This window comes from Streptomyces sp. NBC_01477, assembly GCF_036227245.1.
Classification (GTDB): domain Bacteria; phylum Actinomycetota; class Actinomycetes; order Streptomycetales; family Streptomycetaceae; genus Actinacidiphila.
Genome location: NZ_CP109445.1, coordinates 6943827 through 6962274, shown reverse-complemented (window position 1 = coordinate 6962274; position 18448 = coordinate 6943827). Strand labels below are relative to the sequence as shown.

At 74.1% G+C, this 18448-nt stretch carries 14 protein-coding genes and 1 riboswitch; of the genes, 7 read left to right on the top strand and 7 right to left on the bottom strand.

The window, feature by feature from the left end; all coding sequences use genetic code 11:
* Positions 1–59: 59 nt before the first annotated feature.
* Positions 60–569: an Asp23/Gls24 family envelope stress response protein gene (locus OHA86_RS29570; protein ID WP_329180116.1), complete on the bottom strand. Its 510-nt coding sequence runs from the start codon at positions 567–569 to the stop codon at positions 60–62.
* Between the two features lie 144 nt (positions 570–713).
* Here OHA86_RS29570 and OHA86_RS29565 point away from each other — a divergent pair, with 144 nt between their 5' ends.
* A complete protein-coding gene (locus OHA86_RS29565) occupies positions 714–1517 on the top strand; it encodes a nucleopolyhedrovirus P10 family protein (protein ID WP_329180114.1) in 804 nt (267 codons plus the stop codon).
* A 22-nt stretch (positions 1518–1539) separates the two neighbouring features.
* Here OHA86_RS29565 and OHA86_RS29560 read toward each other — a convergent pair whose 3' ends face one another.
* The 6 genes from OHA86_RS29560 to OHA86_RS29535 all read right to left on the bottom strand — a co-directional run bounded on the left by OHA86_RS29560 (position 1540) and on the right by OHA86_RS29535 (position 8703).
* A complete protein-coding gene (locus OHA86_RS29560) occupies positions 1540–2337 on the bottom strand; it encodes an enoyl-CoA hydratase/isomerase family protein (RefSeq protein ID WP_329180112.1) in 798 nt (265 codons plus the stop codon).
* 119 nt (positions 2338–2456) lie between these two features.
* Positions 2457–2678: a helix-turn-helix domain-containing protein gene (locus tag OHA86_RS29555; protein ID WP_031522969.1), complete on the bottom strand. Its 222-nt coding sequence runs from the start codon at positions 2676–2678 to the stop codon at positions 2457–2459.
* Positions 2679–3076: 398 nt separating this feature from the next.
* Positions 3077–4675 (bottom strand): ABC-F family ATP-binding cassette domain-containing protein, encoded by a 1599-nt coding sequence (locus OHA86_RS29550; RefSeq protein ID WP_329180104.1) that lies wholly within the window; start codon positions 4673–4675, stop codon positions 3077–3079.
* Between the two features lie 642 nt (positions 4676–5317).
* Positions 5318–6688 (bottom strand): hypothetical protein, encoded by a 1371-nt coding sequence (locus OHA86_RS29545; protein ID WP_329180102.1) that lies wholly within the window; start codon positions 6686–6688, stop codon positions 5318–5320.
* A gap of 63 nt (positions 6689–6751) precedes the next feature.
* Entirely contained in the window at positions 6752–7870 is a 1119-nt protein-coding gene (locus OHA86_RS29540; protein ID WP_329180100.1) for an alpha/beta hydrolase, read from the bottom strand.
* Between the two features lie 188 nt (positions 7871–8058).
* Positions 8059–8703, bottom strand: coding sequence for a class II aldolase/adducin family protein (locus OHA86_RS29535; RefSeq protein ID WP_329180099.1), 645 nt, complete (start codon positions 8701–8703; stop codon positions 8059–8061).
* Between the two features lie 96 nt (positions 8704–8799).
* Between OHA86_RS29535 and OHA86_RS29530 the strand changes: the two genes are divergently transcribed.
* From OHA86_RS29530 to cobN, 6 genes are all read left to right on the top strand, one after another.
* Positions 8800–10191 carry an NAD(P)/FAD-dependent oxidoreductase gene (locus OHA86_RS29530; protein ID WP_329180097.1) on the top strand — a complete coding sequence of 464 codons (1392 nt, stop codon included), beginning with the start codon at positions 8800–8802 and terminating at the stop codon, positions 10189–10191.
* A gap of 178 nt (positions 10192–10369) precedes the next feature.
* Complete coding sequence (locus tag OHA86_RS29525; RefSeq protein ID WP_329180096.1) at positions 10370–11602, top strand: inorganic phosphate transporter; 1233 nt, start codon at positions 10370–10372, stop codon at positions 11600–11602.
* 19 nt (positions 11603–11621) lie between these two features.
* Complete coding sequence (locus OHA86_RS29520; RefSeq protein ID WP_329180094.1) at positions 11622–11825, top strand: hypothetical protein; 204 nt, start codon at positions 11622–11624, stop codon at positions 11823–11825.
* Positions 11826–11937: 112 nt separating this feature from the next.
* Positions 11938–12067, top strand: a riboswitch (cobalamin riboswitch).
* Between the two features lie 123 nt (positions 12068–12190).
* Positions 12191–13168 carry a cobalamin biosynthesis protein gene (locus tag OHA86_RS29515; protein WP_329180093.1) on the top strand — a complete coding sequence of 326 codons (978 nt, stop codon included), beginning with the start codon at positions 12191–12193 and terminating at the stop codon, positions 13166–13168.
* Positions 13168–14643 (top strand): cobyric acid synthase, encoded by a 1476-nt coding sequence (locus tag OHA86_RS29510; RefSeq protein WP_329182603.1) that lies wholly within the window; start codon positions 13168–13170, stop codon positions 14641–14643. Before OHA86_RS29515 ends, OHA86_RS29510 begins: the two co-directional genes overlap by 1 nt.
* On the top strand, positions 14640–18311 hold the full coding sequence (cobN, locus tag OHA86_RS29505; RefSeq protein WP_329180091.1) for a cobaltochelatase subunit CobN: 3672 nt from the start codon (positions 14640–14642) through the stop codon (positions 18309–18311). Before OHA86_RS29510 ends, cobN begins: the two co-directional genes overlap by 4 nt.
* The last annotated feature ends 137 nt before the right edge of the window (positions 18312–18448 follow it).

Here is an 18448-nt window from a genome sequence, read left to right as displayed (position 1 = left end):
TGCGCTCGCCCCGACGGCTGCGGGGCGGGGCCCATGGCCCGTGTGCTGATCCGGTCTCACTACTGGACCCGCTGCTCACGGTCGTCGTCATCGTCCTCGTCCGGCAGCTTCACATCGCCGACGGCGACATTGACCTCGACGACTTCGAGTCCGGTCATCCGCTCCACCGCCGCGATCACGTTCTCCCGCACCGCGCGGGCGACCTCGACGATCGACACGCCGTACTCGACGACGATGTCGAGGTCGAGCGCGGTCTGCACCTCGCCCACCTCGGCCTTGACGCCGCGGGTCACCGAACGCGTACTGCCGGGAACGCGGTCGCGCACCGCACCGAACGTACGGGACAGGCCGGTGCCCATCGCGTGGACGCCCACCACGTCGCGGGCCGCGAGGCCGGCGATCTTCTCCACCACACCGTCGGCGATGGTGGTGCGGCCCCGGCTCGCCGGGTCGCCGAGTACCTTGCGGGCCGATCCGCCCGCGGCGCCCTTGTCGAGGGTTCTGCCGCTGTCGGCCGTTATTGACGAGCCGTCGGGCTCGGGCCGGTTGTGCTGCGCGCTGTCCGTCATCGCGAGTCGTCCCTTCGTCTGGGCTGCTCCGTGCACCACACTAAGTCCGCATGCCCGTTAGCGCTGCGGGGATGCGCCCAGAGGGGATCACCGACCCCCCAATCGAGTGGTCGGCAGCACCGGAAGGCGGGAAACCTGGTGACCATGGACCGACTGGCCCGGACGGTAAGGGAGCAGGTGGCGCTGGGGCGGCTCCTCCCGCTGGGCGGGACAGGGGACGCCGCCTGGATCACCGAGAGTGCGACCGTCCACGCGCTGCGGCGCGCCGCGGCGGCCGTACCGGGCGTGCGGCTCGGGACGGTGGCGCTGGAACTGGCCGAGGACACGGCCGAGGACACCGGCGGCGCGGCCCCGGGCACCGGCGTGGACACGGCGGGGGCGGCGGACGTGGACGACGCCGCGCCGGTGGGCGCGCTGCCGCACCGGCCGTTGCGGATCCGCGCCGGGTTCGAGGCCGCGCTCGACGAGCCGCTGCCGCGCACCGCGGACCGGCTGCGGGCCACGCTGTGGGCGACGGCCCAGGACTGGCTGGGCGTGCCGGTCGACTCGGTCGACCTGGCGGTCACCGGGCTGCTCGACGGCGAGCCGCCGCGGGACCCGGTCCTCGAAGGTGTCGTGGTGGACGACGGCACCTCGGTCCGCGAGCTGGGCGAGGGCCCGGCGGACGGCGGACCCGCGGCCCGGGTGGAGGCCGCCGCGCTGGCCGTGCCGGGGGTGCTGCGGCTGACCCGGCGGCTGGCCGGCCTCGGCGCGGGCGTCCGGGTCCGCGACACCGCGGCCGGTGACGGTACGGCCGCGGGCCGCCGCGTCCAGCTCCAGTTCGCGGTGGCGGCGGGCCACCGCCCGTCCGTGGTGGCCCGCGCGGTGACCGCCGCGATCAGGCCCGTCGCGGCGGCGGACGCGCCGGGCCCGGTGACGACGGCGGTCGTGGTGACCGACACGCTCTGACCGCGCCCCGCGTCCGTACGGGTTACTCGGCGGCGCCGGCCAGGCTGCGCAGCCGTCGGGTCTGGGCGGCGCGCTCCGCCGCGTACTGGTCGGTCTCGGAGTGGGCCAGGGCGGTACGCAGCAGGGCCTTGGTCTCGTTGACGGCGTCGCGCGGCGGCGCCAGCAGGGCCGCGGTCAGGTCGGCGACGGCGGCGTCCAGCTCGGCGGCGGGCACCACGAGATTGGCGAGCCCGGTGCGCTCCGCCTCGGCGCCGTGCACGTAGCGGCCGGTCACGCAGATCTCCAGCGCGCGCCCGTAACCGACCAGCTCGGCCAGCGGCTTGGTGCCGGTGAGGTCGGGTACGAGGCCGAGGCTGGTCTCGCGCATCGCGAACTGCACGTCGTCCGCGCACACCCGCAGGTCGCAGGCCAGCGCGAGCTGGAAGCCGGCCCCGATGGCATGGCCCTGAACAGCGGCGATCGTGATCAGGTCGGTCCGCCGCCACCAGGTGAAGGCCTGCTGATAGGTGGAGATGGTCGTGTCGAGCTCGGCATCCGAGCCGCGCCCGAGTGTGAGGAACGACAGCTCGCCGTCGAAGCCCTCGGGGGTGAACGCCTGCCGGTCGAGCCCGGCGGAGAAGGACGGCCCCTCGGCGCGCAGCACCGCGACGCGTACCGGCCCCGGCAGAGTCCGGCCCGCATCGATCAGCGCCTGCCACAGGGCGGGCGACTGCGCGTTGCGCTTGGCCGGGTTGCACAGGGTGATGGTGGCGACGGTACCGCTGCCGTCCAGGGCGAGGCGGACTCCGTCGCGTTCGAGCAGGATCTTGTCATCGGGCATCGGGCACCTCCGAGCGGACCACGGATTGACTACTACCGAAGAGTAACCAACCGCTCGGTACGCCGGCCCGCTGGGTGCGGGAGATGCCCGCCCGTCGAGATCAGGTCGTCAGGGCCGGCTCAGGCCGTGACGGCCTTCTTGCCTCGGGTAGCTCCGCCGCGACCGCGCAGGGTCACGCCGGACTCGCTGAGCATCCGGTGCACGAATCCATAGGACCGGCCGGTTTCCTCGGCCAGTGCCCGGATGCTCGCTCCGGAGTCGTACTTCTTCTTCAGGTCCGCCGCGAGCTTCTCGCGCGCGGCGCCGGTCACCCGGCTGCCCTTCTTCAGAGTCTCGGCCACCCGTGCCTCCTCCAGGGAAGTGCGCTATGGACTCTCATGATCACCCCTAAGCGCCTTCCTGGCCACCCATTCGACAAGGTCTGTCCAGCGGCAATCGCAACCTGAATGCCGCGACAGGCGGCCAAGAACGGTCTCCGGCGGGAAATCTCCGCCGCCGAATTCGCCGCGGCGACGCACGCCCGCGCGATACCAGCAGGTCAGCGGCCGTCGGTAAGGTGTTTGCCGACGTCACACCACTGATCACCAGACACTGCCGTCCCGCGAGGGCCCGAGCGCGAGCGGTACCAGCCCGACTCACACAGATGACGGACCCGCGGTGGGCCGAATGATCGAATCGGCATGATCACTTCGCGTCCGGCCAGGTCGGCGGCCGTGCCGCCGACCCGCGCGGCGGCCGGTCAGGCGAGCGAGACCAGGTCCGCGTAGTCCTGGCCCCACAGGTCCTCGACGCCGTCCGGCAGCAGGATGATCCGCTCGGGCTGCAGCGCCTCCACCGCGCCCTCGTCGTGGGTGACCAGCACCACCGCGCCGCTGAAGGTGTGCAGCGCGCCGAGGATCTCCTCACGGCTGGCCGGGTCGAGGTTGTTGGTCGGCTCGTCGAGCAGCAGCACATTGGCGCTCGACACCACCAGCGAGGCCAGCGCCAGCCGGGTCTTCTCACCGCCGGACAGCACACCGGCCGGCTTGTCGACGTCGTCGCCGGAGAAGAGGAACGAGCCGAGGATCTTCCGGATCTCCACCAGGTCGGTGTCCGGCGCCGACGAGCGCATGTTCTCCAGCACCGTGCGCTCCGGGTCGAGCGTCTCGTGCTCCTGCGCGTAATAGCCGAGCTTCAGCCCGTGCCCGGGGGTGACCTCGCCGGTGTCCGGCGTCTCCACCCCGGCCAGCAGCCGCAGCAGCGTCGTCTTGCCCGCGCCGTTCAGACCGAGGATGACCACCCGGGAGCCGCGGTCGATCGCCAGGTCCACATCGGTGAAGATCTCCAGCGACCCGTACGACTTCGACAGGCCGCTGGCCATCAGCGGTGTCTTGCCGCAGGGCGCCGGGTCGGGGAAGCGCAGCTTGGCGACCTTGTCGGAGACCCGGATCGCGTCAAGGCCGGCGAGCAGCTTGTCGGCCCGCCGCGCCATGTTCTGCGCCGCGACGGTTTTGGTGGCCTTGGCGCGCATCTTGTCGGCCTGCGAATTGAGCGCGGCGGCTTTCTTCTCCGCATTCGCGCGTTCCCGCCTGCGGCGCTTCTCGTCGGCCTCGCGCTGCTGCTGGTACAGCTTCCAGCCCATGTTGTACACATCGATCTGGGAGCGGTTGGCGTCCAGATAGAAGACCTTGTTGACGACCGTCTCGATGAGGTTCACATCGTGGGAGATGACGATGAATCCGCCGCGGTACGTCCTGAGGTAGTCGCGCAGCCAGCTGATCGAGTCGGCGTCCAGGTGGTTGGTCGGCTCGTCGAGCAGCAGGGTGTCCGCGTCCGAGAACAGGATCCTGGCCAGCTCCACGCGGCGGCGCTGGCCGCCGGACAGGGTGTGCAGCTGCTGCCCGAGGATGCGGTCGGGCAGGCCGAGGGCCGCCGCGATCGTGGCCGCCTCGGCCTCCGCGGCGTAGCCGCCCTTGGTGAGGAATTCGGTTTCCAGCCGGGCGTACTTCTTCATCGCGTTGTCGCGGGTGGCGCCCTTCCCGTTCGCCATCCGCTCCTCGTTCTCGCGCATTTTGCGCAGCACGACGTCGAGGTCGCGGGCGCCGAGGATGCGGTCGCTGGCCAGCATGTCCAGGTCGCCGGTGCGGGGGTCCTGGGGGAGGTAGCCGACCTCCCCGGACCGCGTCACGCTCCCGGCGGCGGGCTGGCCCTCGCCGGCCAGCACCTTGGTCAAGGTGGTCTTGCCCGCACCATTGCGGCCGACCAGGCCGATGCGGTCGCCCTTGGCGATGCGGAAGGAGGCGGATTCGATGAGGATGCGGGCGCCGGCGCGCAGCTCTAGGCCGGTGGCAGTGATCACGGGGTTGGCTCCATGGCGTAACGGGTGGCCTCACGGCCGGGTGGGCGTGTCGCGCGCGTCGTGACGCCAGAGCTAATCGAGGAACAGTGCGGCCATGGGGCCAGTCTACTGGCCCCATGCGACGTGCTTTCCCCCCGGTGCGGTGGGGTCGCTTCTCCGCGGGCCCTCGCGCAGTTCCCCGCGACCCCTCGGGGGGGTGCCACTTGCGGTGGCGTTGCACCTTGCGGTGCGCTGTGGCTCCTCGCGCCCCCAGGGGGGTGCCACTTGCGGTGGCGTTGCACCTTGCGGTGCGCTGTGGTTGCCCGCGCAGTTCCCCGCGCCCCCACGTGGGTGCCACTTCCTGTCGCGCTCACACCTGCGGTGCGCTGTGGCTGAGCGCGCAGTTCCCCGCGCCCCCACGTGCGTGCCACTTGCGGTGGCGTTGCACCTTGCGGTGCGCTGTGGTTGCCCGCGCCCCCAGGTCGGTGCCACTTCCTGTCGCGCTCACACCTGCGGTGCGCTGTGGCTGAGCGCGCAGTTCCCCGCGACCCTTTGGGGCGGGGCCGCCCCCTCTGCGGGAGAGGGCAGCGCCCAGGGGCGCTGGGGGCGGAACTGTGCGGGCAGCCACCCGCGCGGGGCAACGCCGGGTCGGCGGCGCGGAGGCTAGGCCTCCCCCGTGTGGACCTGGAAGGCGGCCTTGCGCATCGCCTTGGCCAGGACGGGGTCGGGGTGGGCGGCGGCCAGGGCGACGAGGACCTGGACGGTGCGGGGGTGACCGACGTCACGTACTTCTTCGAGGAGTCCGGGGACGGAGCCCTGGACCGCCGTCTCCAGGTGGCTGACCAGCAGATGGTCCTCGCCGTGGTCCGCGACCGCCGCCGCCGTGTCGACCCACAGCCACGTCGCCTCCTCCCGGGTGAGCAGGCCGGTCGCGGTGTCGGGGTCGCCGCCGTCGAGTTCGGCGAGCCACAGCACCGCGTACGGGCGCAGCACCGGCTCGTCGACCACCCCGCGTACGGCCGGCTCCGCCGGGTCGCCGACGACCCGCAGCGCCTCGAAGGCCAGGCCGCGCAGCAGCGCGTCGTCACCGCGGGCGGTGTCGAGGAGTTCGGCGACGGCGGGCGCGACGGGCCGGGCGGCGAGCCAGGCGCGGTATTCGGCGCGCGCGGGTCCCGGCGAGAGCCGGGCGCAGGCGCGGAGCATGGTGGCGGCGGACTGCTCCATGTGCCCGGCGGGACCCTGCGCGGCGACGCAGATCTGCTCCAGCTTGACCCACACCGCCCAGCTGCCCAGCGCGGTGAGCGCGACCTCGTCGGGCCGCCGCGGGTCGCGGGGGCTCAGCGCTCCGACGCGCGCCGCGGCCTCCAGCGTCCAGTCGAGCAGGGTCGGCAGCGGGTCGCCCGCGCCGTCGGCGGGCGGCTCGTGGCGTTCGGTGCGCAATTCGGCGACGCGCTGGCGCAGCAGGTCGAGCAGCGTGTCGATCGGCACGGGGCCGTTCGACAGGTGCAGGAAGGACAGCAACTGCGGCGCCGCCTCCACGACTTCGGCGACCAGGGCGGGGTCGGGGCCGCTGCGGTCGCCGGGCAGGAAGGGGTGGGCCAGCGACCAGGCGTCGAAGAGCGCGACCCAGCCGCGCAGCACCGCCGTGTCGTCGGTGTCCCAGGCGCGCAGCCGCCAGCCGGGGCGGGCGGCGCCGCCGTGCAGTTCGATCAGCCCGGACAGCCTGGCGCGGTCCCAGGCGGTACGGATCTGGCCGGGCGTCAACTCCAGGGCGGCGGCCGCCTCCGCGAGGGACTCGGCGGGCAGTATCCCGGTCGGCCCCGCGTTGCCGGGGGCGGTGCCCGCCCAGCGGGCGAGCCGTGCGGCGGCGGCGAGTTCGGTGCGGGCGAGCCGGGCGAGTTCCGGCAGCGGAGGCGTGCCTTCCGGCGGGCGCGGGGGCCTTGGCCTGCGCGTTGTCGCGGTCCTGCGGGCGGCGGTGAGCGGCCGGCGGGGGACGAGGCGGAGCGGAGTGTCTCGCGGGCTACGGGACGTCACTGGAGCAGTCTCGCCGTTGTACGCCCAGATTCCCAATCGGCCGGGATTTCCGGCGGTTGCCGCTCACATGAGCGGGGTCAGAAAGCGGCGCAGGGTCTCCTCGTACGTGGCCGGGTCGGCGTTCCACATCGCCCCGTGCTGGGCGCCGAGCACGGTGTGCAGGACCACCAGCTCAGGGAGCCGCGCGGCGAGTTCGCGGGACCTGCCCCAGGGCGCGAGGGTGTCGTCGGGGCCGTGGAAGACCAGGGTGGGCACCTGGGGCGGCGCGGGGTCGGCCGGTGCGGTGCCGCCGTAGCGTCCGTGCGGCTCCGAACGGCCCTCCGCCGCGCGGACGGCCAGCGGCGCCAGCGGGGCGGGCAGCCCGTGCCCTTCGGCGGCGGCGGCGACCGTGGCCCGCCAGTCGAGCACCGGCGAGTCCAGCACCAGGCCGCTGACCCGGTCCTTGAGCGCCGACAGCCGCGAGGCGTGCAGCGCCATGGTGGCGCCGGTGGACCAGCCGTACAGCACGATGCGCTCGGCGCCGTAGTCGACGGCGTACCGCATCGCCGCGTCCAGGTCGCGCCATTCGGTACGGCCCAGGTGCGCGATGCCGTCGGGCGACGGCGGGGCCTCGGGGTCGTTGCGGTAGCCCAGGGCCAGCTGGGTGAAGCGGTCGCGGTGCAGGGCGGGCAGCACGTTCAACGCGTGGGCGCGGGTCGTGCCCAGGCCGTGGACGGTGATCACCCAGGTGTTGCGGCTGCCCGGCAGATACCAGCCGGGCAGCGGGCCCAGCTCGCTCGGTACGTCCACCTCGGTGTAGTCCAGGCCCAGCGCGGTCCGCGGATTCCCGCAGTGCACCTGCGGGGTGAGCCGGACCGGGGTGCCCGGGTCGAGGGAGCCGTGCGGTACCGCGAGCAGCTTCCTGGTCACGGTGTAGGCCGTGCCGTCCACCACGTCGCCGGCCAGCGCGTGCAGGCCGTCGGCCGTCAGGCCGTACGTGCCGGGGCGGGCGGACGCGACGGTCCTGGTGAGCACGACGCGGTCGGCGGTGACCGCGTGGACGGTCACCACTCCCTCCTTCGCCGGGTCCTCCGCGGACGGCCTGAGGGCGAAACGTGAGCCGTACCGGCCGACCGCCACAATTGCGGCGGTGCCGGCACCCAGGGTGGCGGTGGCTGTCACCACCGCGGTTCGAAGTCGCATCCCTTCCAGTGTCATCGACCATCGCCGTCCCGGCCATTCGAACCCGCCGTCGTGGCTAGTCCCCGCGTCCGGCCCGCCCGCGTCCTGGCCCGGGGCGGTGGCCGCCGGCGCCCGCGCGGCGGCCGCGTCGCGCCCCGGGCGCGGGCAGCCGCGAAGGTGCCGCGGACCGCGGGCCCCCGAGCCCGCCGTCAGGCGTCGCGCTGGCCGTAGGACGAGAAGCGGGCCGCCGCGGCGGCGAGGTCGGCGGGCGTGAGGGTGCGAGGCACGCCGGCAGCGCTCGCGAGGAGCCAGACGCGGCACATCCACTCCAGCTGCGCCGTGCGCTCGTACGCCCGGTCCAGCGTCTCGCCGTAGGCGATCGTGCCGTGGTTGGCCAGCAGGCACGCCGTACGGCCGCGCAGGGCGGCCAGCGCGGCCTCGGCCAGCTCGGGGGTGCCGTAGAGGGCGTAGGGGGCGACCCGGACGGTCCCGCCGAGGGTCGCGGTCATGTAGTGCACCGGCGGCAGCCGGTCCGTGAGGGTGGACACCGCCGTCGCGTGCGCCGCGTGCGTATGGACGATCGCGCGGGCCTCGGTACCGCGGTAGACGGCCAGGTGCAGGGGCAGTTCGCTGGTGGGGCGCAGTTCGCCGCGCACCTGCCGCCCGTCGAGGTCGACGGCGACCGCGTCGTGCGGGCGCAGCCGGTCGTACGGCACTCCCGTCGGCGTCACGACGACGAGCTCGCCGACCCGCGCGGACACATTGCCCGACGTGCCGACGACGAGCCCGTCGGCGACGGTGCGGCGGGCCGTGTCGACCACGTCCGACCAGGCTTTCTCGACGGCGTCCTGCACGGCGGCCTCCTTCGCGGGTCGGGCGTTGCCGTGGCCGCCGCGCGGGCAGTAGCGTCCCCGCACACCACTGGGGTCCACAGCGATTGCAGGTGCATTATGACCACCGTCAACGGCGGCATCTCGTTCTGGTACGCAGGCACCGGCATACCGCTGCCGCGCGAGCCGCTGCCGGGGGACGCGGAGGCCGATGTCGTGATCGTCGGCGGCGGCTACACGGGGCTGTGGACGGCGTACTACCTCAAGCAGGCGGTGCCCTTCCTGCGGATCACCGTGCTGGAGGCGAGATTCTGCGGCTACGGCGCCTCGGGGCGCAACGGCGGCTGGCTCTACAACGGCATCGCGGGCCGCGACCGCTACGCCGAGCTGCACGGCCACGACGCGGCGGTCGCGTTGCAGCAGGCGATGAACGCGACCGTCGGCGAGGTGGTGCGGGTCGCCGCCGCGGAGGGCATCGACGCGGACATCGAGCAGGGCGGCGTGCTGGAAGTGGCGTATTCCCCGGCGCAGTTGGCGCGGCTGCGGGCGTACCACGAGCAGGAGCTGGCCTTCGGTGAGAAGGACCGGGTGCTGCTGGGCGCGGCGGAGTCGGCGCGGCGGATCAGGGCGGCGGGCACGGTCGGCGCGACCTGGACCCCGCACGGCGCCCGGGTGCACCCGGTGAAGCTGCTCCAGGGGCTGGCCGCGGCGGTGGAGCGCCTCGGGGTGACCATCCACGAGTCGACGACGGTGACCGAGATCCGCCCCAAGCACGCGGTCACCCCGTACGGCACGGTCCGCGCGCCCTATGTGCTGCGCTGCACCGAGGGCTTCACCGCGTCGGTGAAGGGGCAGCGCCGCACCTGGCTGCCGATGAACTCCTCGATGATCGTGACCGAGCCGCTGCCGCCCGAGCTGTGGGCGACGATCGGCTGGGAGGGCAACGAGACGCTGGGCGACATGGCGCACGCGTACATGTACGCGCAGCGCACCGCCGATGGCCGGATCGCGCTGGGCGGGCGCGGGGTGCCGTACCGCTTCGGTTCGCGTACCGACAACGACGGGCGGACCTCGGACCGTACGGTGGGCGCGCTGCGGGAGGTGCTGGTGCGGCTCTTCCCCGCGACGGCCGGGGTCGCGGTGGCGCATGCCTGGTCGGGGGTGCTCGGGGTGCCGCGGGACTGGTGCGCGAGCGTGCAGCTGGACCGTACGACCGGCCTCGGCTGGGCGGGCGGCTACGTCGGCAGCGGGGTGGCGACGTCGAATCTGGCCGCCCGTACGCTGCGGGACCTGGTGCGGCTGGACTCGGGCCAGGGCCACGGCACCGAGCTGACGGCGCTGCCGTGGGTGGGCCACCGGGTGCGGCGCTGGGAGCCGGAGCCGCTGCGGTGGGCGGGGGTGCGCGGGATGTACGCGGCCTACCGGGGGGCCGACCGGCGGGAGATGGCCGGGCGGACCGCGGCCACCGACCCGGTCGCGCGGTACGCCGACCGGATCTCGGGCCGGTCCTGAGGCGTACGGTGGCGGTACGCGGGGGGCCGTGACGCGGCCCCCGTCGCGGGGTGCCGTTCCGGCCCTGTTCATCTCCGCGCCATGTCGGCACCGCGAGTCCGCCGCCAGTTCACCTTCCGTTCATCAATGATCCGTACGTTCGCCTCGCCACTGTCCGATCGAACGATTGCCTGGGTCCATGGAACACATGACGCTCCTGATCGGAATCGTCATCGCCACCGCACTCGTGTTCGACTTCACGAACGGTTTCCACGACACCGCCAACGCGATGGCCACCACCATCTCCACCGGTGCACTCAAGCCCAAGACGGCGGTGGCCATGTCCGCCGTGCTCAACCTCGTCGGCGCCTTCCTGTCCGTCGAGGTCGCCAAGACCATCTCCGGCGGCATCATCGAGGAGTCCGCCGGCGTCAAACCCGCGATGATCTTCGCCGCGCTGGTCGGCGCGATCGTCTGGAACATGCTGACCTGGCTGGCCGGGCTGCCGTCCAGTTCCTCGCACGCCCTCTTCGGCGGCCTGATCGGCGCCACGCTGGTCGCGGTCGGCCGGCACGGGGTGCACGGCGAGGCGGTCGTGATGAAGGTCCTCATCCCGGCACTCGCCGCCCCCGTCGTGGCGGGCCTCGCCGCGACGCTGGCCACCCGGCTGAGCTACCGGCTCGGCCGCGACGCCGATCCGCAGACCACCGCCAAGGGCTACCGGGCGGGCCAGATCGCCTCCGCGAGCCTGGTCTCGCTCGCCCACGGCACCAACGACGCACAGAAGACCATGGGCGTCATCACCCTCGCCCTGATCACCGGCGGCGTCATCGCCCCGCACTCCGACCCGCCGCTGTGGGTCATCGTCTCGGCGGGCGCGGCCATCGCGCTGGGCACGTACATAGGCGGCTGGCGGATCATCCGCACCATGGGCAAGGGCATCACCGACATCCAGCCGCAGCAGGGTTTCGCGGCGCAGACCGGTGCCGCCGCGACCATCCTGGCCTCCTCCCACCTCGGCTTCGCGCTGTCCACCACCCAGGTCTGCTCGGGCTCGGTGATGGGCGCGGGCCTCGGCCGCAGCGGCGCGGTGGTGCGCTGGAGCACCGCGGGGCGGATGGTCGCCGCGTGGGCGCTCACGCTGCCCGCCGCGGGGCTGGTGGCCGCCGGCGCGGCGCTGCTGGCCGACCAGGGCGGCTGGGGCGTGGCCGTTGTCGCCGTCGCGGGCCTGGCGATCTGCGCCGTGATCCGTACCGCGGCCCGCCGCAAGCCGGTCAACCACACCAACGTCAACGACGACCTCGGCGCGGAGCCGCAGGGCGCGGTGACCGCGGCGATCGCCGCGGTGCTCCAGCCGCCGGCCGCCGTCCCGACCCCGGCGGCGCCCATCGCGCCGGCCGGACCCGCCGCCCCGACCACCACGGCCGCCTGACCACCCCGAGGAGTCCCGTATGAGCATCGACTGGCACGCCCTCGGCTCGGTCCTGGCCGTCACCCTGGTCTCCACCGTCGGCCTCGTCGGCGTCTTCACCCTCGGCGTGGTCGGCCTGTCCCGGCCGGGCGGCGCCGCGCTGGCGCGCGGCGGGGCCTACGCCTGCTTCGCCGCGTGCACGGCGGCCGTGGCCTGGGGCATCTGGCTGATCGTGGCCAAGTAGCCGCGCCCCACGGCGGGGTGTGGACCTCACCACACTCCGTCGCCCCAGGTCACAGGCTGGTTGACGGGCCTGCGCGGGCATGGTGGACTGCGGGGGCCATACGGCGGCAGGAGAGGAAGTCCGGTGCGAATCCGGCGCGGTCCCGCCACTGTCACCGGGGAGTGCACTCCCGACCCGTACGTCACGGCCGGCCCCGCCGGTTGGAAGACCGGGAGTGCGTAGATCCGGGAGCCAGGAGACTCTCACCGCCGGTCACGTCGAACCAGGGCGCGGACCCTGAGTGAGGACTCCTGCCATGCCCGGCGCCCTTCCCGGTACGTCCTTGTGTACGCCGACCCCTCGGGGTGTGACGGCGGTCTGAGCTGATGCGTGCCGATCGCGTTCACGCGTACGGCGCCGCGCTCGGCTTTCTCGGCGATCTCGTCGCGGGTGACCCGCGCCGCGGCCATCCGGTCGCGGTGTTCGGGCGCGCGGCGGGGGCGCTGGAGCGCCGGATGTGGCGGGACGACCGGCTCAGCGGCGCCGTTTACACGGCGCTGAGCACCGGCGCCGTGGTGGGTGCCGCCGCGCTCGCCGGGCGGGCGGTACGGCACTCGGCCGCGCTGTCGGCCGGGCTGACGGCGGCCTGCACCTGGTCGGTGCTGGGCGGTACGTCGCTGGCCGCGGAGGCGCGGGCCGTCGCCGCCGCGCTGGACGCCGGGGACATCGAGGCGGCCAGGGCCCGGCTGCCGCACCTGTGCGGGCGGGACCCGCAGCACCTCGACGCCGACGGGATCGCCAGGGCCGTGGTGGAGTCGGTCGCGGAGAACACGTCGGACGCCGTGGTGGGCGCCCTGGTCTGGGGCGCGCTCTGCGGGGTGCCGGGGCTCGCGGGCTTCCGGGCGGTCAACACGCTCGACGCCATGGTCGGGCACCGCTCGCCGCGCCACTTGCGCTTCGGGTGGGCCGCGGCCCGGCTCGACGACGTCGCGGGCTGGCCCGGCGCCCGGCTCACCGCGGCCCTGGCCGCGCTGGCGTCCACGCACCCGGTGGACGCCCTGCGCACCTGGCGCCGGGACGCCGCCGCGCACCCGAGCCCGAACGCGGGACCTGTCGAGGCCGCCTTCGCGGGCGCCCTGCGGCTGCGCCTCGGCGGCACCCTGTCCTACGCGGGCCGCACCGAGCACCGCCCCGTCCTCGGCGCCGCCTTCCCGGCGCCCACCTCCGCGGACATCCCCCGCGCGATCCGGCTGTCCCGCCGCGTCTCCGCCCTGGCTTTGGGCGCCTGCGTCCTGGCCCCGGCCCTGCGGCACCGGCCGACCGCGCGCCCCACCCCCAAGGAGGCGCCGCCGTGCACGGGTTGATGATCGCCGGGACGGCGTCGGACGCCGGGAAGAGCGTCGTCACCGCCGGGGTGTGCCGGTTCCTCGTTCGCCGCGGTGTGCGGGTCGCCCCCTTCAAGGGGCAGAACATGTCGCTCAACTCCTTCGTCACGAAGGACGGCGCCGAGATCGGCCGGGCCCAGGCCATGCAGGCGCAGGCGGCCCGCGTGGAGCCCTCCGCGCTGATGAATCCGGTGCTGCTCAAGCCGGGCGGCGACCGCAGCAGCCAGGTCGTGCTGCTGGGCCGGGCGGTGGGCGAGATGTCGGCGCGCGGCTACCACGGCGGCCGGCAGGGCGAGTTGCTCGACGTGGTCGTGGACTGCCTGGCCGAGCTGGGCCGTTCGTACGACGCGGTGATCTGCGAGGGCGCCGGAAGCCCCGCCGAGATCAACCTGCGCCGCACCGACATCGTCAACATGGGCCTGGCGCGCCGCGCCCGCATCCCGGCCCTCGTCGTGGGCGACATCGACCGCGGCGGCGTCTTCGCCTCCTTCTTCGGTACGACCGCGCTGCTCGCCCCCGAGGACCAGGCGCTCATCGCCGGCTATGTGGTCAACAAATTCCGCGGCGACGTCACCCTGCTCGAACCGGGCCTGGACATGCTCAAGAAGCTCACCGGCCGCCCGACCCTCGGCGTGCTGCCGTACGCGCGCGGCCTGGGCATCGACGAGGAGGACGGCCTGCGGGTCAGGGAGTCCGCGGCGGGGCGGCCGTACGGCGAGGACGTGCTGCGGGTCGCGGTGGTGGCGCTGCCGCTGATGTCCAACTTCACCGACCTGGACGCGCTGGCCGCGGAACCGGGTGTCGCGGTGCGCTTCACCGACCGCCCCGAGGACGTCGCCGACGCCGACCTGGTGGTGCTTCCCGGCACCCGCGGCACCGTCAAGGCGCTGGCGTGGCTGCGCGAACAGGGCCTGGCGGCGGCGGTGGAGCGGCGGGCCGCCGGGGGCCGCCCGGTGCTGGGCATCTGCGGCGGCTTCCAGATACTGGCCGAGCGCATCGAGGACGACGTCGAGTCCAGGGCCGGTACGGTGCCGGGCCTCGGCCTGCTACCCGCCCGTATCCGCTTCGCCGCCGCCAAGACGCTGGCCCGGCCCACCGGTGTGGCCTACGGCGAGCCGGTGGCCGGCTACGAGATCCACCACGGGGTGGCCGACGTCCTCGGCGGCGACGAGGACTTCCTCGACGGCTGCCGGGTCGGCGCGGTGTGGGGCACCCACTGGCACGGCTCCCTGGAGAGCGACGGCTTCCGCCGGGCCTTCCTGCGCCGCGTCGCCGCGGCGGCCGGCCGCCGCTTCGTGCCGGCCCCCGACACCGAGTTCGGCGCACTGCGCGAAGCACAGCTCGACCGGCTCGGCGACCTGGTCGAAGAGCACCTGGACACCGCCGCGCTGCTGCGGCTCATCGAGGACGGCGCGCCCGCCGGACTCCCCTTCGTCCCACCGGGGGCACCATGACCACCGTTCTGCTGCTGTCCACCGCCGACACCGACCTGCTGGCCGCCCGCGCCGCGATGGCCGCGCACCCGGGCGGCGCCCGCTACCGCACCGCCAACCCGTCCCGGGTGGACCCGGACGGCGAGCTGCCCGGGCTGCTGGAGGGCGCCGACCTGGCCGTGGTCCGGCTGCTGGGCGGGCGCCGCGCGTGGGAGGAGGGCCTGGCGGTGATCACCGCGTCGGGTGTGCCCGCGGTGCTGCTCGGCGGCGAGAGCGTGCCGGACGCCGAGCTGATGGCGCTGTCCACGGTCCCGGCGGGCGTGGTCGCCGAGGCGCTGCGCTACCTGGTGGAGGGCGGCCCGGCGAACCTGGCGGAGCTGGCGCGCTTCCTGTCCGACACGGTGCTGATGAGCGGCGAGGGCTTCGAAGCGCCGCTCGCCATGCCGCAGTTCGGGGTGCACGGCGACCCGGCGCACGACCCGGACCGCCCGACGGTCGCGGTGCTCTTCTACCGGGCGCACGAGCTGTCGGGCAACACCGCCTTCGTGGACACCCTGTGCGCGGCGGTGACGGCACGCGGCGCGAACGCCCTGCCCGTCTACTGCGGTTCGCTTCGTACCGCGGACGGCGGGCTGTACGAGCTGCTGGGCCGGGCCGACGTGATCGTGGCGACGGTGCTGGCGGCCGGCGGGACGGTGGCGGCCGACGCGTCGGCGGGCGGCGCGGACGAGGCGTGGGACATCGGCGCGCTCGCCGAGCTGGACGTGCCGGTGCTCCAGGGCCTGTGCCTGACGTCGTCGCGCAAAGCGTGGGAGGAGTCCGACGCGGCCCTGTCGCCGATGGACGCGGCGATGCAGGTGGCGATCCCGGAATTCGACGGGCGGCTGATCACCGTGCCGTTCTCGTTCAAGGAGACCGGCGAGGGCGATGTGCCGGTCTATGCCGCCGACCCGGAGCGGGCCGCGCGTATCGCGGGCATCGCGGTCCGGCACGCGGCGCTGCGGCACAAGCCGAACGCGGACAAGCGCCTGGCGCTGGTCTTCACCGCCTACCCGACCAAGCACTCCCGGGTCGGCAACGCGGTGGGCCTCGACACCCCCGCCTCGGCCGTACGACTGCTGGAGGCGCTGCGGGCGGCGGGCTACGGGACCGGCGAACACCCAGCCGGAGGCGACGAGTTGATCCACCGGCTGATCGCCGCGGGCGGCCACGACGTGGAGTGGCTGACCGAGGAGCAGCTCGCCGCGGCGCCCGCGCGGGTGCCGCTGGCGGACTACGAGCGGTGGTTCGCGACCCTGGACGAGGGCCTGCGGGCCGGGATGCTGGAGCACTGGGGCGAGCCGCCGGGGTCGCTCTACCTCGACGGCGACGACATCGTGCTGGCGTCGCTGCGGTTCGGCAATGTCGTCGTGCTGATCCAGCCGCCGCGCGGCTTCGGCGAGAACCCGATCGCCATCTACCACGACCCCGACATGCCGCCCTCGCACCACTACCTCGCCACCTACCGCTGGCTGGAGCACACCTTCGGCGCCGACGCGATCGTGCACCTGGGCAAGCACGGCACGATGGAGTGGCTGCCGGGCAAGGGCCTGGGGCTGTCCGCTGGCTGCGCGCCCGACGCGGTCCTGGGCGAACTCCCGCTGGTCTACCCCTTCATCGTCAACGACCCGGGCGAGGGCACCCAGGCCAAGCGGCGCGGCCACGCCACCGTCGTGGACCACCTGGTGCCGCCGATGGCCCGCGCCGACTCCTACGGCGACCTCGCCAAGCTCGAACAACTCCTCGACGAATACGCCCTGGTGAACGATCTCGACCCGGCGAAGGCGCCGGCGATCCGCAGCCGGATCTGGGAACTGGTGCGGGCCGCCGAGCTGCACCACGACCTGCATGTGGACGAGCAGCCCGGCGACGGCGACTTCAACGACTTCGTGCTGCACATCGACGGCTGGCTCTGCGAGATCAAGGATGTGCAGATCCGCGACGGCCTGCACATCCTGGGCGCCGGCCCGGTCGGCGAGGCGCGGGTCAACCTGGTGCTGGCGGTGCTGCGTTCCGCGCAGGTGTGGGGCGGCGTCGGTGACGCGCTGCCCGGGCTGCGGGCGGCGCTCGCCGAGCACTTCGGGCTGGTCGAGAAGGAGCTGCTGGCCGAGCCCGGCGCGCCCGCGGCCGTACCGTCCGCGCTGACCGCCCTGGCCGGCGGACCCGCGCGCACCGCCTCGGACGCCGTGGACCTGCTGGAGCAGCTGGCCAGGCGGCTCGCGGAGACGATGGAGTCGCGCGACTGGGCGGCGGGGTCCGCAGCCGACACCGTACGGGAGGTGCTCGGCGGGGCGGAGGTCCCCGCGGCGCTGCGGGTGCTGGACTTCGCCGCGGCCGAGGTCGTACCCCGGCTGGCCCGCACCACCGACGAGATCGACCACATCCTGCGGGCGCTGCGCGGCGGTTACGTCCCCGCGGGGCCTTCGGGGTCGCCGACCCGCGGCCTGGTCAACGTGCTGCCGACCGGCCGCAACTTCTACTCCGTGGACCCCAAGGCGATCCCGTCCCGGCTGTCCTGGGACGTCGGCACCGCGCTCGCCGACTCGCTGCTCGCCCGGCACCTCGCCGACAACGGCTGCTATCCGGCGTCCGTCGGCCTGACGGTGTGGGGCACCTCGTGCATGCGCACCCAGGGCGACGACATCGCGGAGATCCTGGCGCTGCTCGGCTGCCGGCCGGTGTGGGACGACGCCTCGCGCCGGGTGACCGGTTTCGAGATCGTCCCGGCGGCGGAACTTGGCCGGCCCCGTATCGACGTCACCGTCCGGATCTCCGGCTTCTTCCGGGACGCCTTCCCGCACGTGGTGGCGCTGGTGGACGACGCGGTGCGCGCGGTCGCCGAGCTGGACGAGCCCGCCGACGTCAACTACGTGCGCGCGCACGCCGACCAGGACACCGCCGAGCACGGCGACCGGCGGCGCGCCACCGCGCGGATCTTCGGCTCGAAGCCGGGAGCGTACGGGGCGGGCCTGCTGCCGCTGATCGACGCCCGCAACTGGCGCTCGGACGCCGACCTCGCCGAGGTCTACGCGGTGTGGGGCGGCTACGCCTACGGCCGCGGCCTGGACGGACGGCCCGCCCGGGGCGACATGGAGGCCGCCTTCCGCCGTATCCAGGTGGCGGCCAAGAACGTCGACACCCGGGAGCACGACCTCGTCGACGCCGACGACTACTTCCAGTACCACGGCGGGATGGTGGCCATGGTCCGCCATCTCACCGGCACCTCGCCCGAGGCCTACGTCGGCGACAGCGCGCTGACCGACCAGGTCAGGACCCGCACGCTCGGCGAGGAGACCCACCGGGTCTTCCGCGCCCGGGTCGTCAACCCGCGCTGGATGGCGGCGATGCGGCGGCACGGCTACAAGGGCGCCTTCGAGATGGCCGCCACCGTCGACTACCTCTTCGGCTACGACGCGACCGCCGGGGTGGTGGACGACTGGATGTACGAGCGGCTGTCGGCGGAATACGTCTTCGACCCGGAGAACGCGGACTTCATGCGGAAGTCCAACCCCTGGGCGCTGCGCGGGATTTCGGAGCGGCTGCTGGAGGCGGCCGAGCGGGGTCTGTGGGCGGAGCCGGACCCGGACACGCTGGCGCGGCTGCGCGAGACCTATCTCGCCCTGGAAGGCGACCTGGAGGGCGACGCGTGACCGCGCCCGCGGCGGGCTGCCGCCCCTCCCCCGCCCCTTCCCGCGACCGGGGCCGCTCCCCGCACCCCGGTCCCCGAACGCCGGACGGGCTGTTCGTTCCGGGCTCCCGTGGGAGCGCACGCAGAGACGAGGAGTCA

What these genes read in the sequence shown, in the direction of transcription:
- OHA86_RS29570 (WP_329180116.1), bottom strand. Translation starts at nt 569, where the DNA reads ATGACGGACAGCGCGCAGCACAACCGGCCCGAGCCCGACGGCTCGTCA.
- OHA86_RS29565 (WP_329180114.1), top strand. Translation starts at nt 714, where the DNA reads ATGGACCGACTGGCCCGGACGGTAAGGGAGCAGGTGGCGCTGGGGCGG.
- OHA86_RS29560 (WP_329180112.1), bottom strand. Translation starts at nt 2,337, where the DNA reads ATGCCCGATGACAAGATCCTGCTCGAACGCGACGGAGTCCGCCTCGCC.
- OHA86_RS29540 (WP_329180100.1), bottom strand. Translation starts at nt 7,870, where the DNA reads ATGCGACTTCGAACCGCGGTGGTGACAGCCACCGCCACCCTGGGTGCC.
- OHA86_RS29530 (WP_329180097.1), top strand. Translation starts at nt 8,800, where the DNA reads ATGACCACCGTCAACGGCGGCATCTCGTTCTGGTACGCAGGCACCGGC.
- OHA86_RS29525 (WP_329180096.1), top strand. Translation starts at nt 10,370, where the DNA reads ATGGAACACATGACGCTCCTGATCGGAATCGTCATCGCCACCGCACTC.
- OHA86_RS29520 (WP_329180094.1), top strand. Translation starts at nt 11,622, where the DNA reads ATGAGCATCGACTGGCACGCCCTCGGCTCGGTCCTGGCCGTCACCCTG.
- OHA86_RS29515 (WP_329180093.1), top strand. Translation starts at nt 12,191, where the DNA reads ATGCGTGCCGATCGCGTTCACGCGTACGGCGCCGCGCTCGGCTTTCTC.
- OHA86_RS29510 (WP_329182603.1), top strand. Translation starts at nt 13,168, where the DNA reads ATGATCGCCGGGACGGCGTCGGACGCCGGGAAGAGCGTCGTCACCGCC.
- cobN (WP_329180091.1), top strand. Translation starts at nt 14,640, where the DNA reads ATGACCACCGTTCTGCTGCTGTCCACCGCCGACACCGACCTGCTGGCC.